We start from the raw sequence: 15,820 nt of genomic DNA on the forward strand, positions 1-15,820 counted from the left end.
CGATGGAGCGAACATGACAGTCCGGAGCGCAGGCATCCTGCTGTACCGAGGGGATCCGGCGTCGGGCCTCCAGTTTTGGATCGCCCACATGGGTGGACCGTTCTGGGCGCGCAAGGACGCCGGGGCCTGGTCCGTCCCCAAAGGCGAGTACGCCGAGGACGAGGACCCATGGGCGGCTGCGCAACGGGAGTTCACTGAAGAAATGGGCGTGCCCGCACCCGCCGGCGACTACCGGCTGCTGGGTTCGTTCCGCCAGCCCTCGGGGAAGGTCATCACAGTCTTCGCGGCGGAGTCGGATTTCACGCCGGAGCGGATCGTCAGCAACACCTTTCCGCTGGAATGGCCGAAGGGCTCGGGCGTCATCACGGACTTCCCCGAGATCGACCGTGCAGAGTGGGCCACCGAGGCCGAAGCCCGGACCAGGCTGGTGCGGGGCCAACTGCCCATCCTCGACGCACTGGTCGAACAACTCAAACAAGGCGGCACTTAAGGGCAGTCCCGGCGTCGAACACTGCCTTTAAGTGCCACCTCTAAGTGCCACCTCGCAAAAGGGAGCCCTCCTACAGCGGCACGCTGTCAGCGTAGACGAGGCGCGGAACGCGGGCGCTGCGCTCGCCCGGCGCCGGGTCGGCGTCGAGCAGTTCATGCTCCTCAACCAACACGCGCCACAGTGAGTCGGGGTTTCCCGGCTGGCGCAGTCCCGGGACGCCGGCCGCGTCCCCGGCCGGCGTCCCGGCGTTCGGCGGCAGGCTGGTGGCCCCGGACCAAGTGGCCCGGAATCCCCCGGATTCCTCGACGCTGACGGCAAGCAGCAGCCAACTGGATACCGTCTGCCATTCCAGGTCTCCCGCACCCGCGGACCGGCTCTGCACCGAGGCGCGCACCGTCCTGGACTGCTGCAGGCGGGAAGCCCGTGTGGCGGCGTCACCGGTGGGGCTGTCGGCGGTGAGCTGCTCGCCCGGCAGGCCCGGCGCACCGTGGGGATCCCAGCGCAGCCAGCTGACCACGCCCGTCAACGTCACCTGGACGTGCTGGAGGTCCGGCCGGCTCACCGTCAGGGTCCGGGCGGGCAGCGGCTGGACCCAGCTGGTCAGCGCCACCGGTGAGAGCTCACAGCCCGCGATGGAATGCGGCTGGAAACGGGCCACCGCCAGCCGCACGAAGGGCCACAGGGCGGAGGTCTCCTGGAGGGCGACGTCGACGAACCAGCGGCCCGACGCCTCGTCGTACTCCGGCCGGTAGCCCAGGACACGCACGGCTGGGCGTCCCCGAACATCCCGTAACGGCAGGGACGCGGCGACCGCTACCGGGTTTCCAGGCGCATCCGGCCACCCACGGTCCCGCCCGCCCGGCGGCCTGCCCCCGAGCGGCGGGCGAATGCCTGCTCCTTCCGCAGCGCCCGTTTCCACGAGGTCAAGCACCAACTGGTCGAGGGTGAGCAGGGGCGGCACGGTGGCTGGGGAAACGCCGCCGCCCTGGTGGATGATCGGGTCCGCTGCCCACAGGCTGGTGGCGCCATCCGGGGCCTGCCTCGCCTTTGGCCGGCGGGCCCACGAACCGTCCGGCTGCTGCACCCATTCGTCGGGGTCGAAGACGAGCACTCCCAGCAGTTCCCCGTCACCGGACGAGAACCACGGGCGGGCCAGCCAGATGCGTACGCCGGAACGCCGCACCTGCCGCCAGGCGAACGGGTCCGCTGGTTCAGGCACCGCCTCCCAGCGCAGCAGTGGCACCGCATCGAGCACCAGGGGCGCAGCCGGCCGCGCGGACGAGGGAATATCGAGCTCCACCGGCTCGCCGGCCAGGGCCGGGTCCTCCGGATCCGGCACGTGCGGGAAGTACTCGGAGTACCGTGTGGCGCCGGAGGGCACGTACGTCACCCGCCGGTAGTGGGTGTCTTCAAAGCTCTGCAGTGCCCGGTGGAAGCCGATGTTCCCGAGCGCCTGCGCCAGCGGGCCTGTGGGCAGGAAGTCGTACAGGAAAAGCACCCCCGTCCGTTCTGTTTCCGCGACGGCGGAGCGGACCACGACGTCGGACTTGGACACCGTCTGCGGCCCCGGGGCCGCGGGGTCATCGACGGTCTCGGTCCAACGCGCGCGCACGAGCAGCGTGTCGGTGCTGGGGCCATGCACGTCCACCAGTCCGGTGAGCGCCACGACCGCACGGCCCGGCGGCCGCAGGAATACCTCCAGCGCCCTGAGCCCGGGCGGCCGCACCGGCGCCGGCACGGCGTGCACGAGCCGCAGGTCGGTCGAAGGGGTCAGCCACCACGTCCAGCCCGAGGACGCCGCACGCATGAGCGCGGCCGCGGCCACCACCTCGTCCGGAGTGTAGCCGTCCTCCGGATCTGCGACGCTGGCCAGGTGCGACCGCCACAGGCCGAATTTGTCCAGCGATGCCTGCTCCAAAGTGCTGGAGAGTGCCACCCGCACCTGCTCACCCGGCGGGACAGACACGTACACTTCGTGGCCGGAAACACGGGCACCCAGCTTGTCGCCGGGCTCCAGGACGAGCCTCAGCGGCTGCAGCGCAGGCCACGAGCCCGGGTAGGGGACGGTCACGGATTGCAGCGCCCGCGGCTCCCGCAGGCCATGTGGCGCTCCCGCCTCGTAGAACACCAGCGAAACGCCGGTGGCAAACGGGTCCGGAAGATACGGCAGCCTCAGGGCGTCGGTGTTGTGCACCACATACTGGCCCTCACCGATGGGCCGGCCACGGTCGGCGGCGATGTCCGCCAAAGTGGCCCGGTGGCTCGAACCCGTGTCTGCGCCCGGCCGGTCAACGAGCGCGATGCCGTTCTGTTCCTCCGTGGCCCTGGCGTCGGTGTGGCTGGGTACGGACTGGTCCAGCAGTGTTCCGCGCTCGGCCAGGGCAACGGCGTAGAGCCTGCGGATCTCGGTGGCGTTGCCTGTGCCGATCGCGGCGTCGAAGTATCCGGCGGTCTCGGCCTCCAACTGGGTGGATTTCGGCGGGGCAATGTGGCGTTCGGCCGAGGACCGCGAATCGGGACCCTCGTCCGGAACACCGTCACCCGGGGCACCGTCTGCCGGCAGTCCGCTGCGAACCACCAGGTGGGCTGGCTGCTCCCCTGTTCCCAACTCTTGCCGGGCAACCAGTGCCGGGGCCGGAACCGGTTCCCACCGCAGGTAGGGCCGCGGGGCGGTGACGGTGGGCCGGCCGGGCCTCCGAGCGTTCTCTGGCAGGTGCAGGTCATCGTTTCGCGCTAACCGGGCGAAGTCGCCGGGATCGATGCGCAGCTGCGGCCGCACCCGCAATGTTTCGCGGGATTCCGCCAGGACCCTCGACGCCGCCACCACGTCATCGAACGCACGTTGGGCAGGTGCCGCCGCCGCGGGAGCTGACGCCTGGGCCACCAGGGCCTCCAACGTCGCGTCGATGCCTGGATCACCGGACAGCATCTCCCCAGGGAGCGCGACGTCAGCAACCCTGCGCCCGGCGGTCCGCAAATGTTCGACGACGGCGTCGCGGCGGTCCGCCGCCACTCCGGCGCGGTCGCGCTCGCGGTAGGACGTCCGCAGCCGGTCGAGGTGAGTCCAGGCAGCCTCGACTGCTGCTTCGTCAGGAGCATGGGGCGAACGGTGCCGCGGCATCACCTGCGGCACGGAATTTCCGGCCAGGTCCACGGCGAGTACCCGGAAGCTGTAGGACATGCCATACCGCAGCCTCGGCAGTGACCCCGGTTCCACCCTGGAGGTGATGTGTGCACCGTCGATCGGCTCATCCGGCGGGGTTTCGACGACGGCCTCCGTGGCGCCGTCGGGCCCCGGCGGCTCGACGTGCACAATGGTCAGCCCGGGCCGCGGGGCGGACAGGCTCCAACCGTCCCAGCCAGCCACTACCTCGTGCAGGTAGTACCCGTTGGTGGTGTCGCCTGGGGCCCGGTTAAGCGCCGACAGCTGCAGGAATCCGACGTCGGCCGCATCTTCCAGGACAGGCACGTTCCCCGGCTGCCCGGTCACTGTGACGCGGCGGCGGTGCAGGCTGTGCCACTGCCTCGTGACGTCGTCCCAGACCTCAACCCTGATGCCGCGGACCAGATCATCCAACGAGAGCTCGCGGCTTCCGTCGTCGGCGGCCAACTGCTCAGCCTGGTGGACTCGTGCCCGCACCTGGGCGGCCCTGTTCCGGCGGGCGAGGGCGAACCCTGTGGCGCGCAGGGTGCCGGGCGCGGAGGTGGCAGGATCGCCGTTGGCCTCGCTCGCGTATTGGCGGGCGAGGTTCCGGGCGTGCTGGTCGAGCTTGAGGCCCGACGCATCCGGGTCGGCGTCGAGCACCACCCAATCGTCCTCACCCAACGGCAGGGCTCCGCCTACCCACGCCTCGCCCGATCTGGCCGCGAACACAGGACCCTCCACTACCACCGAAGTGCGCCGCGGCGGCAGCACCTCAACGTCCGCGTCCGGGGACGAGATCGCGACACTCACCCAGGTGGCACCTGCCAGTGCTGCCCTTGCACCAGCGGCATCAACGCCGTCGAGCACCACATCGATGGCAAGGCCGAGCCTGCGGAGCAACGCCGGCGTGGACCCGAAGGACGCGGCCTTGGCATGGAAGTCATGCTCAGGCCGGCCCGGACGCGGCGTGGGCGGGGCGTCCGGATCAGGTTCTGTCCGGGGCTCCTGCTGCGGCTGCTCGGGACGCTCGTAGTAACGCCGCATCGCGTGGGCGTCCACCATCAGCTGCAACTGCGGGTTGGCCGACAGGTCCTGGCCGACGAGCCGGTCAAGGCGCTTCGTGACCCGCAGGTCGGCCTCGGGGTCGTCCAGCAGTACCTGCAAAGGGGAAGGGTTGTCCTTGATCTCCGACTGGTATGGCGGCAGTGGCGGGAGTTCCCGGCCGTGTCCCCGCTCGGGGTCCGCGTCCTCGGGGTCGGTGAGGGGGCCAAGGGTGGCCAGGGTGTCCCGCAGCCGCTGCGCCGGAACCTGCAGCGCGCGGCGGGCCCGGGCCGGGGCGTCCCGGAGGAGCCGCCGCAAGGCGCCGCGTTCGTCGAGGTTGGCCAGCGTCTCCAGCAGGCCACCCGCCACCGGGTCGGTTGCTAACCCCGGCCTGAGTGCCGGCGAGGCGGTGATGGCGGCAAGGTGCAGGTCAACGGCGTGGTCGCTCATCCGGCTGGCAGGATTGGTCCGCCAGGTCTTACCGGACAGGGCGGGGGTGGGAAACGGGGCCACCGGCGTACCGGGTGGCAGGACGGCGGCCCAGGATGCGCCGTCGGCAGTAGAGACGACGCGCAGCGGCAACGCGGTGCCCGGGTCCAGGGAGGTGGCCAGCGTCAGCGTACAAGCAGACAGTGTGCCCACCCAGTCCACCGCCGCGGGATAGCCGGAGAGCAGCGCTCCACCGCCGGTCAGCTTGTGCGTGATGAACACCGTGAGGTGGAACGGTGCGTCGTCGGCAAGCGAGTAGGGCAGTGCTGTGGCCAGGACGGTGGTGGGCATAGTCTCTCCTGTCTTAGGCCGGCACCGGGGCGAAGGCACCGCAGTACTCTGCCCAGTCCGAGTTCATGCCGTCCGCATCGGGCGGCATCACCTGGTACATCGTGGGGTCGCCCTTGGAGCCGGCGAGTTTGCGTTCCACGGAAATCTCCACGGAGGCGGAAAAGAACAGCACTTCCACCTCAACCACCAGCGAAGCCCTGCCAATCAGTTTGCCGGTCTCGAAGTGGTAGATCAGCGACAGCTCAAGGGTGATCGATGCGCTGATCAGGCCTAGGACGTCCACCTCACCGCGGATGCGGAAGTAGGCGGCGAGCAGGCCCTTGTCGGCTTCGAGGCGGAGGTAGACGCCGACGGCGATGGACACCGAGCCGGACGCCACTCCCAGGTCCACCGACAGACACGCACACGCCTCGAGCCCTAGCTCCAGCAGTACCAGGCCCTTGGGGGATGCCCGCAGTACCAGCCACCCACCACCGCCGATGCACATCACCGTGAGCCGGAAGGGCGCGTCCTTTGAGCAGAAGTTGAACCCCACCGTGAGCGCATCACCGAGGAACGGCACGCGTGCGTCGGCGCCAAGTGAGATGTTCTCGAGGCTGAACACTCCGACGGACACGTTGGGCAGCGTCAGGTCGAAGCCGGCTGTCACACCGGTCGGGGCCACGTCCACGTAGGGCGGGTCCGAGAACCCGTCAAAGGGGATGAGTTCGCGCAGCCGGTCCACGAATGACAGCGGTCCCAGGAAGCCGATGCCGCCGAACACCACGTCCACTTCGGGCTTGCCGGCGGATCCGGCGTGGAACCCGATCCGCCGGAACATCAGCCTCATCAAGGCTGCGGAGCCGTCGCCGATCAGGTTCAGGTCGAAGTCGACGATCTCGGCAACGATGTCCACCGCGGGCGGCGCGGCGGCGGACGCGCGCACCTCGACGTCAACATGCAGGGCGTGCTCGTCCTTGGGCTTGAAGATGTTGGGAACCCCCGGCAGGCCCCACGGCTTGATTGCCGGACGCCAGCGCAGCTGCGCGGTGACCTGTCCGCCCGCCGCACCCTGCAGCAGTTGCGCCAGGCCGGCCGCATCCTTGGCTAGATCGGTGAGGGTCTTCAGCGCCTGGACCGGTTTTACCAGCGCAGACCGGACGGCGGCGGGAACGCCCGGGCCACCGATAGCGTCCAGCAGGGGCTGCAGCTCCAAAGCGAGGGCGACGGCGGCGGCGCTGACGGCGTCAGGGCTCCCCGGCAGTCCATGGACGGCAGTAATCACTGCGTCGAGGCGGGCTCCCAAGGCTGCGGTCCGCGCGTCGAGCCGGTCTTTCGCGTGCTGCGCGACCGCCCGCGCGCCGTCGTGGGCTGCATCGGTGACCTCGTTGGCAAGGCGCGTGCCGGCGTCGTCCAGCGCGTTCCGGAGCCGTTGCGCCTCTGTCAGGAGCCTGGCGACAGCGTCCAGGGCGTCGGACACGAACGCTGGTGCCTCATCGAGGGCGGCTGCTTTGAGCAGGTCCACCAGGCTGAACAGGCCGAACAGTTTGGGCATGGCCCCGGACAGGAACGACGCCGGATCGAACGTGCCGGCGTCGAAGGGCGATGGCGCGTTGCCGCTTTCGCCGATCGCGCCGAGAGCCCGGGAGATCCCCTTGACTGACAGGTTGGGGGCGATGAAACCGCCTGCCCGGTCGGAACCGCTGGTGAAGTCGACGGCGGCGGGCGGGCTTTTCAAGGCCAGGACCAGTTCACCGGCGTTGGGCGTACCGGGCACTGGCTTGTCGTCCGGGCCACGTGTGGGCAGGCCGTCGGCAAGGTAGGGCTTGGCGAAGACAAGGTCGACGGCGGGCGCCTGCGGGGCCAGGTGCCTCATAGAGGGCACCACGGCCCGGGCCTCGGTCAGGAACGGCCGCGACGTGACGTTTGTTTGGTCAATCTCCCCGTCGAAGACGAGGTGTACGACATCCACCGAGGTGTCCCCGGCCTTCACCGGTGCGGCAACCGCGAGCGCCTGTCCGCGGCCCTGGATCTGCCGGACCGTGAAGTAGCGCGGCGACGCGTCCTCGGCGTGGAAGATGAAGGCCTGTGGCCCGTCCTTGCCGGCCTGGACGAACACCAGCGGTGCGGACCAGCTGCGGGTGCCGCCGCCGCGGTCCACGGTGGTCAGGGTGAACGGGAACGGGACTCCGTTGCGCGTGGGGACAAACGGCTGCTGGTTCTCCGGCGGCTTGTCGATGTCCGGGGTGACCAGCGGGCTGACCGTGACCTGGCCGAAGGGGTTGTCCCGCTCAGCCGGCGGATAGGTGCGTGTTGGCTGGCGCACGATGATGAACCATCGTTGCCACAGGTAAGCGACCGGCTTGTCACGGTGCTTGACCTCGCGCTCGGTGATTTTCACCAGGAAGCACCTGTGACCGAACGGGAAGAGGATCCCGGGATAGGCGACGCGGACGTAGCCGTCACGGCCCATAAAGGCCTGGTGCCGGTAGTCGACGATGTTGGACGGGAACTCCCACGATTGCTTCCAGTCGAACCAGGCGCCCAGGCTGGAGAGCGAGAGGTTGCTGACGAGCAGCGGCGTGTCGGCGTTGGCGGGGTCTCCGCCGCTGGTCTGGTCCACGATGGCGGTGCGGTCGAACGGAATGAGTGGCTGGTCGAAGCCCGGCGGCGGCAACTCACTGTCGCGGGTCCAGAGCGCGCGCACGATGCGCTGGTCCGTGTCGCCGTCGTCCGTTCCTGTGTCAGTGCGGACCGTGAGGTGCGTGCGCCAGAGCTCGGCCCGGCCGGGCGGTCCCAGTGGCGTTGTGGAGTGCCGGAAGGCGCCCAGCCTGCTGGGCGAGACAATCAGCCGGTAAGGAGCCTCGATGGCCGTCTCCAGGTCGCCCGGCTTGTGGATGCCGCGGTACCCGGCCTCGCCGGCGGGCGTCGCGTTCGGTGAGACCCGCAGGGTGAGGCTCCGGAGGGCTTCCAACACTTTCTCGAGCGTGAACGTGATGCGCATGCCTTCGGGAACCTCATAGACGAGGCGGCTTGGCCCTGCTGCCAGATGCATCGACGGTCGCGGGGGCTGCGCGGGAGGGGGCGGCGGCGCACCCGCCTGCCAGACTTCCTCTCCCACGTGCTGCGGCGGGAAGTGGACCACCAGCGATGCGTCCGGACCGGCAACCAGTTCCGCGCCGCCGTCGGTGGGCTCTATCGCGCAGCCGGGGGCTTCGAGCCGCAGGTCGATGAGGTCGTGGGGGCGCAGCAGGCGGACATCAACGGGTGGCTCCTCATCCCGTGGCGGCATCAGATGGACACTTTCCGCGGCGTGACGGTCAGCCGGATGCCGGCGTTGGCGCCGAGCAGTTCCTTGGAGAACTCCGGGACGTCGATGCGCCCGCGCCAAAACTCGGGGGTGTCCACGGTGTCGGCGAGGAAGTCCTTCTCTTCTGGGTTCCAGTCCCTGACGGCGGTGGGGACGGTGCTCGTCCAGGCAGCCCAGGCCCGCGGCAGGCCGCCTGGGCCCGGTGGTTCGATGTCCACTAACAAAGCGTCCATCCAGTCCTCCGTCTGCTCCATATGGTCATCGAAGAAGAACCTGCCTTGCCGTTCCTTGATGGACATCAGCCGCAGCTTGAGCGCGTGCCGCAGCCTGGGCACCTCCCTGCCGGCAACCCGCGGGCGGGGGGCGTGGGAGGACAGGAACGTGGTCAGCAACGGGACGGGAGTGTCAATCGGGTTTCCTTCCTTCCAGTGCTCGATCTGGACGGGGCAGAAGTGGGCGGCGCTCTGCTCGTGCACCAGGACCGGAAGCCCGCGGATGGCCAGGCCCACATCAAGCTGGAACTCGATGTCGCTTGGGGCGTCGCGGCCCACGGTGAAGCCCACAAGCTCGACCTCGACCTTCAGGTCGCCGAAGAGGAACCGCTGCAGGTTCTGGTAGCCCTCCTCCGAATTGACGATGCCGTACCGGCCGCTGTGGCTCCGATGGACCACGGCCAGGGGAGCGCCCCTGACTGCTGCGTTTTCGATTTGGACCAGGCCGTCGCTGCGGGCGCCCACGGCCTTCGAGGACAGGCCGAAGGCCACGTCATAGTCCTCGGGGTTGGATCCCACCAGGCAAAACAGCTCATCCACCGGAAACCCGTCATCCGGCATCGTTGTCCCGCTGAATTCCTCCCGTGTGCGCCGGTTCCGCAGCGCCGGGGCCGTGAGGTAGTCATACATCCGGTCCGGCCCGAAGATGTCGGCGCCCTGGAAGCCGGTGGCGTCGCGGATACGCTCCAGGAGGCCAAAGCCGACGGCGAAGCTGATCCCGCCGTGTGGCGTGGCATAAGTGAACACCCGGGCCACGTATTTAGCCCCGGCCGCAGGGTCGATCTCGCCGTCGTCTCCTGCCAGCTGTTCAGGGATCACGCGCTGCAGGAGTGACCGGCAGATCAGGCCGCCCATGGAATGGGCCACGAGGAAGACCTTGGGCGCGCGGGTCTTGTCCAGGACCAGCTTGATGAGCTCGAACAGGTCCGCCGCGGCCCGTTCGAAGGAGAAGTTCTCCGGGTCCTCCGAAAACGTGGCAGCGGCGTCGTCATAGAACCGGTGGATCCACACGGACGCTGGAGTTACGGTACCGGCGTCGACGCTCTGGAGGTAGGCCCACTGGTCGCCGTGGACAGGAACTTCGTATTTGTGGTCGGTAATCAGGCGAAGCATCGGAGACTCAAACTGGTGGAACTTTGCCCGGCCGCTGCTGTCGGCACGGACGTGGACGGATCCCTGGCTGAAACCATAGAACGGATCATCCACCGCACTGTTGATCGCTGAGCCGTTGCCCGCGAATCCTCGGACGTAGATAACCGGGAGCCTGCCGTCGTCGCCGGGATTACCCATCTCGCAGCCCTCTTTCAGAAAATAGGCGCCCCGCTCCGGCAAGGGACAAGGGCACATTCGTGCGGGCAGTAGAGCATCCAAGGCGTTACTGCGGTGTTACCGCAGTTGCGCTTCGGATGGTTGGACCCCGGCCGGCGCAGGGCACCTGCTGATAACGCGGCAGTAACGGGCCCGCCGCTCTACTGGATCAGGAGCCGCTGTATTGAAGGAGCAAGTCATGGCTAAGACCGCACCCCAGCCGCATTGTGATGTCAGGCCGCAAACCAGGCCGCTGCTCCGGCCGGACCTTTCCCCCGCCAGGGACCGCCTCATACGCCTTTTGCGGCTGAAATGGGTCAACGGTACTGTGCTGCACTACTGGTTCCTCGAGGGCCCTGCGCCGCAGAAGGAAGCGGTGCGCAAAGCCTTCAAGGAATGGAAGGACCTCGGCATCGGTCTGGAGTTCACGGAGGTGGCGGACCGCAGCGAATCCGAGGTCCGGATCGCCTTTGACCAGGCGGACGGCTCGTGGTCCTACGTTGGCCGGGATGTGCTGAGCATCAGTAGTAATGAACCCACCATGAACTTCGGCTGGGACCTGACCGATGACTACGGCCGGACTACGGCCCTGCACGAGATCGGGCACACCTTGGGCATGCCGCACGAGCACCAGAACCCGTTTGCCGGCATCGTCTGGGATGAACCGAAGGTGTACGCCTATTTCACCGGTGCACCCAACCACTGGACGCCGGAACAAACGCTGCACAATGTGCTGCGCAAGATCGAAACCACCGAAGTGGAGGGGTCCCCTTGGGATCCGGATTCGGTCATGGAGTACTGGTTCCCCGCAGGACTGATCAAGGAGCCTGCGCGGTTCAAAACCGGCCTCAATCCCCCGGGCGGGTTGTCCAACGCGGACAAGGAGTGGGTGCGTAAGTTCTTTCCGGCCCTGGAGCCCACGGTTCCCGTGCTCCAGCCCTTCCAATCGGTTCCCCTCTCGCTCTCCCCGGGGGGCCAGGCGGATTTCTCCATCCAGCCGCAGGCCTCACGGAAGTACGAAATCGCGACGTTCGGGACCTCAGATACCGTAGTGGTCCTCTTCGAAGAAATCGATGGCGAGTTCCGCTTCGTGGCGGGCGACGACGACAGCGGCGAGGACCGGAACTCCCGGGTCAGCGCAAAGCTGTTCCAAGGCCGCAACTACGTGGTGCGCGTGCGGCTGTACTGGGCGGGTGAATCGGGACAGACCGCGGTGATGTACTGGTAGCAGGCACCGGGCCGCAGTTAGCAGGTAGCAGGTAGCAGGCTCCAGGCAGCGAGTGACAGGCTCCGGGGCCCAATCTTGAGCAAACCTTATGAATAACCACGCTGATTCCTGATTCTCGTACTGGACCATCAAGGCAGCCGGGGGTGCAAGCCAGCAGAGGCAACCGGCTGGGATAAAGGTGGAATGCCATGGCACACGGGGACGGCCAGTCAGGAATCGCCGACGACGGCACAGATTCCGCCGCGCCGTCCCAGTCCCGTCCCGAGGCCCCTACCCAGGCCCAGGGCACCCTGGTCATCCGTACCTGGTGGGAGCCGGACCACGTGCACGGTTTCCGCGCCAGGGTCACCTCTACTCCGCCTGTTGAAGCCGGACCGACCATAGTGACTACCGCAGATCCCGAAGAGGTCCTGGCAGTTGTCCGCCGGTGGCTGATCGCCAGGCCTGGAGCAGTCAATTAGTAGGTTTCCCCCTGCCGTGACGTCTGGCTTTCCCGGACCTCACTCACGAGCCGGAAGATAGTGTCCGAAGGGGTCAGGCCCAGTTCCTCCTTCAACCTGGCCCTGTATTTCTCGAAGGCACGCAGGGCAGCAACGGCGTTTCCCTGCCTGCTTTCGGCCTGGATCAGCAGGCCAACAGCGCTCTCGTACAGTGGCTCTACCTCCAGCGCAGCTGCGGCCGCTTCCGAGGCAGTTTCGTAGTCCCCATGGGCCAGGGATTCCCGGGCAATGATGTTGTACGCGTGGAGGCGCTCCTGGCTAAGCCTTCCCTGTTCAAACAGCACCCAGTCCTCGTACCAGCCCGGGAGGAGTTCGGCGTCCCGGAGCAGCGGCAGGCAGGCGGCCATGTTTCCGTTAAGCCCGGGCTGGGCCAGGGCCCGGATCCCTGCCCGGACTCGGTGCAGGTCTACCTCCACCTGGCTGTTCAGCGAGAGCACGGCACCGTCGTTGACCAGCAGGCCCGGCAACTGCCGCGATACCAGATGCACGCTGACGCGCAGGCTCTCCAGCGCCCTCGCCTCAGCCTTGTCCGGCCATAAGAGGCCCACAAGGTAGCTTCGGGGCCGGGGACCGGTAATCGCCAGGGCAGTAATGAGCCGCTGTTGCCGTGCCGCGACATGCACGACGTCGGTATCGCGGCGGAGTTGCCAGGATTGAAGCAGGCGCAACTGAAAATGGCCATAGCCGTCGTCGCCCATGCGTTCCCCCCATTTCAGTCTGGGTCTGATGAGCTGGAACTTATGTAGCAATGACGATCCGCAGTTTGACGCGGGATGTCAATGACATTCCGTCCGTGTCGCGCCCGGAGCCGCAGCGCCAGATCCGCTGTGCGGCGCCGTAACGCCGTGATAACGGCCCCCTGCTAGTGTCCGCAGCATGGCTCAAATCCAGGATTTCCAGGGCGGCGGATACTCTGCCGGCTTCCTCGGTGAAACTATTGAACCCCCTGTGCTCGATGCAACGCTGGAGGACGATGCCGTCCAGCTCGAGGGGTCCGAGATCATTCCCTACACCCACTTCTCGCTCGCGCTCAGCAAGTCCCGCCGGTTCGCCCGGTGGGTGGCCTGGAATATCGACGGCGGCCGCCTCAAGCGGGTCAGCCGGAAAGGCAGCTCCTTCATCAAGGACCCCAGGATTCCCGCGGCGTTCCAGAACGGTGATGAGCTCTACAGTGGTAACCGCCTGGACCGGGGCCACCTGGCCCGCCGCGCAGACCTGGTGTGGGGCGAGTTGCCCGAGGCGGAGAGCGCAAACGACGACTCCTTTTTCTTCACGAACATCGCACCCCACATGGACGATTTCAACCAAAGCAGCAAGGACGGCGTTTGGGGACGGCTGGAAGAGACGGTCTTCGCCGACGTCGACGTCCAGGATTTGAAAGTCAGTGTGTTCGGCGGGCCGGTCTTCCAGGACAATGACCGCGAGTACCGGGGAGTCCGGCTGCCGCGGGAGTACTGGAAGATCCTTGCCTACGTGGAGCAGGGCGTGTTCAAGAGCAACGCCTTCTTGCTGACGCAGAACCTGAACCCCTTTGAGGCACTGGACCTGGATGAATTCCGGGCGTTCCAGGTCAGCACGGCCGAACTGGAAGATCGGACGCAGCTTCGGTTTGCCGACGCGCTGCGGGGCGCAGACGCCTTTGCTCCTTTGCCCCCGGCGGGCGACCGGGAGCCGCTTAACGGCCCATCCGACATCCAATGGTGACAGTTGATGGCTTTTAGTCTTCCACCCCCTCAGGAGGAAGTGCTGTTCCACCTCGGCAACCGCTGAACGTGGCGTTCGGGCAGGAGGCATCGAAGCCCATCCCAAATTTGGCGAAAGCCTCCCATACAGCGCCCCGGACTCCAGTGTACTCACCGTCCGCGAGCCGGCCGGTGCCCTTCATCGACTTGAAGGCACGCAGGACGGCGTCACGGGCCGTCAGGAAGGAAGGGTTCTTGGGCGTCAGTTTGAGCCCGTCAACCACGGCCTGCCATGTCACCCGGTACCCGCGCTCCTTGCTGCCAAGCGCGGCCCCGACCTCACGCGTTACCTGCATAAGGGCCGCGCACCAGATCTCCCCGACGTCGTGCACCTCCTGGTAGGAAAGATCCGCATTGCCGGCGCCGCCGACTTCTCCCGCCCCCTTGCCGATGTCGCCAAAAGTCCCCGGGTACCGCGAATCATAGGGCCGCTGCCGGATTCCGGACTCCCGGGCCGTCACCCAACTGCCCGTGACCACACGCTCAAGGGTGCCTGGAAAGTTGTTGATGGTCAGTGCGAAGAAATCGCTCCAGCCCTCCCCCATGGCCACCGACTGGTCTTCGTTCAGGCCTTCTGCATCCAGCATCCCGCCCACCAGCCGGTTGCTCACGCCGTGAACATACTCGTGAAAAACGACGTCGGAGTCGTTGGCCGTGTGCCGGCCGGTGGAGGTCACCAGGCCCATGTTCATCAGGCCGGCCACGCCATCGGCGCGGGTGCTCATGTTGGCGGTGCCCACTACCCGGCCAGGATGTGCGAGGGCATCGACGGGGTCCGCGCCCCTGCCCACTCCGCCGGGATTGATGGCCTGGAAATTTCCTGATTCCTCATTGAATCCAAGCATCAGGAAGAAATCGTGCATGTAGTTGCAGAAGAAGAAGATGTTGGTGACGAACTGTTCCGGGCTGTCGGCGTTGGCAGCGAAGACCCCGCCGCTGGGTGACGCGGTAATCTCGAAGGGCTTCCGGGTGGTCCCGTTGAGGGCCCGCACGTTGTTGCCCACCGTGGCCAGCTTCCCGTTTACCGGGTCCGTCCACGATCCGAAGGCCGGGAAGCCAACCGGCGGCTCAACCGGATACTCACTGACGGGCAGGGGGAACGGGACGTCGCGGAAGTCGGTCTGGCCGGGGTTCCTGGTGATGACGCGGCCGCCCACAGCGTGGCTGGCGGAGTCATAGAAGTACAGGATCTCCGGCGCTTCCGGGTCCCTGGTCTGTTCATCGGCTTCCACAAAGGCCTTGTATTGGACGATCAGGTCCTCGCGGGAGAGCGTAAAGAACCAAGTGAGCCTGAAGCTGCCGCCCATGTCCAAGTACACCAGCCGGGCCGGGATGTCCTCGGCGAAAGCTCCGCGGCTGAACGTCATCGGCCTGGCCGGCAACGACTGGAACGACAACCGGGTGAAGTCTCCCTCCGAGATCTCGAGCTGCGGCAGTTCGTCATCGCCGAAATTGCTCCTCACGGTCCGTGCCTTCGCCGCTTCCCGGACTGCAGCCAGCAGGGCCGCCTCTGCGGCGACGACAGGTTTGGCGGGGAGATCCGGTGGGACGCTCACCGTGTCGCCCACCAGCCGGTCCACAGCCCCGTCGCTGTGAAGCCACACTTTGGGAGCCATGGACCAAACCTCAATGCCGTTCGACATCTGTTGCAGGCTGACCACCCGCATTCCTTCCGATGTGGTGGTGACTGTTGGATCGGCCTCAAATTCCGGTGCAACGCCCGCCTCGAATCCGACGGCGTCCGCCACGGAGACGGCATACGACTTCGCTTTGGCAATGAACTCTGACTCGCTGCGTTCTTCCCCGCCGTCGAAGCCGGGTACCCGGTCTGCCCTTAGTTCGGAACGGTGCCCGGTGAAGCGGTTCACGTTCTCGCGTACGTTGCCCGCTTCGCTACCGGATTCCGGACCGGCAACCGACGCAGCCCTGCCGGCACTTTCTCGCGGGGGCCGTTCGCCGCCGCGCTCAGCGAGGCGGTCGTAGTCCAGATTCCGTTGATCAATGATGCTGCCCATGGCGTATCCC

General features: G+C 67.1%; 9 protein-coding genes. 4 read left to right on the plus strand and 5 right to left on the minus strand.

Annotation, left to right across the window (positions count from 1 at the left end; genetic code table 11):
- Positions 1-13 precede the first annotated feature (13 nt).
- Entirely contained in the window at positions 14-490 is a 477-nt protein-coding gene (locus ACFC25_RS19230; RefSeq protein ID WP_337347259.1) for an NUDIX domain-containing protein, read from the plus strand.
- Between the two features lie 70 nt (positions 491-560).
- On the opposite strand, the gene ACFC25_RS19235 is transcribed toward ACFC25_RS19230, so the two are convergent.
- From ACFC25_RS19235 to ACFC25_RS19245, 3 genes are read right to left on the minus strand one after another with little or no spacing between them, the layout of a single operon-like run.
- Positions 561-5,456, minus strand: a complete 4,896-nt coding sequence (locus tag ACFC25_RS19235; RefSeq protein WP_376048130.1) for a hypothetical protein — start codon at positions 5,454-5,456, stop codon at positions 561-563.
- Positions 5,457-5,469: 13 nt separating this feature from the next.
- Entirely contained in the window at positions 5,470-8,727 is a 3,258-nt protein-coding gene (locus tag ACFC25_RS19240) for a hypothetical protein (protein WP_376048133.1), read from the minus strand.
- Entirely contained in the window at positions 8,727-10,307 is a 1,581-nt protein-coding gene (locus ACFC25_RS19245; protein WP_337347256.1) for a hypothetical protein, read from the minus strand. Before ACFC25_RS19245 ends, ACFC25_RS19240 begins: the two co-directional genes overlap by 1 nt.
- Before the next feature lie 217 nt (positions 10,308-10,524).
- Between ACFC25_RS19245 and ACFC25_RS19250 the strand changes: the two genes are divergently transcribed.
- Together ACFC25_RS19250 and ACFC25_RS19255 are read left to right on the plus strand one after the other, a co-directional pair.
- Positions 10,525-11,553: a M12 family metallopeptidase gene (locus tag ACFC25_RS19250; RefSeq protein WP_337347255.1), complete on the plus strand. Its 1,029-nt coding sequence runs from the start codon at positions 10,525-10,527 to the stop codon at positions 11,551-11,553.
- Between the two features lie 188 nt (positions 11,554-11,741).
- Positions 11,742-12,014 carry a hypothetical protein gene (locus tag ACFC25_RS19255; RefSeq protein WP_337347254.1) on the plus strand — a complete coding sequence of 91 codons (273 nt, stop codon included), beginning with the start codon at positions 11,742-11,744 and terminating at the stop codon, positions 12,012-12,014.
- Here the strand turns inward: ACFC25_RS19255 and ACFC25_RS19260 are convergent.
- On the minus strand, positions 12,011-12,751 hold the full coding sequence (locus tag ACFC25_RS19260) for a BTAD domain-containing putative transcriptional regulator (protein WP_376048138.1): 741 nt from the start codon (positions 12,749-12,751) through the stop codon (positions 12,011-12,013). The genes ACFC25_RS19255 and ACFC25_RS19260 overlap by 4 nt on opposite strands.
- Positions 12,752-12,929: 178 nt before the next feature.
- Between ACFC25_RS19260 and ACFC25_RS19265 the strand changes: the two genes are divergently transcribed.
- Complete coding sequence (locus ACFC25_RS19265) at positions 12,930-13,757, plus strand: DNA/RNA non-specific endonuclease (protein ID WP_376048141.1); 828 nt, start codon at positions 12,930-12,932, stop codon at positions 13,755-13,757.
- Positions 13,758-13,770: 13 nt separating this feature from the next.
- Here ACFC25_RS19265 and ACFC25_RS19270 read toward each other — a convergent pair whose 3' ends face one another.
- Positions 13,771-15,810, minus strand: a complete 2,040-nt coding sequence (locus ACFC25_RS19270; protein ID WP_376048144.1) for a M36 family metallopeptidase — start codon at positions 15,808-15,810, stop codon at positions 13,771-13,773.
- Positions 15,811-15,820: the final 10 nt, after the last annotated feature.

It is taken from the genome of Pseudarthrobacter sp. NPDC055928 (genome assembly GCF_042270935.1).
Taxonomy (GTDB): domain Bacteria; phylum Actinomycetota; class Actinomycetes; order Actinomycetales; family Micrococcaceae; genus Arthrobacter.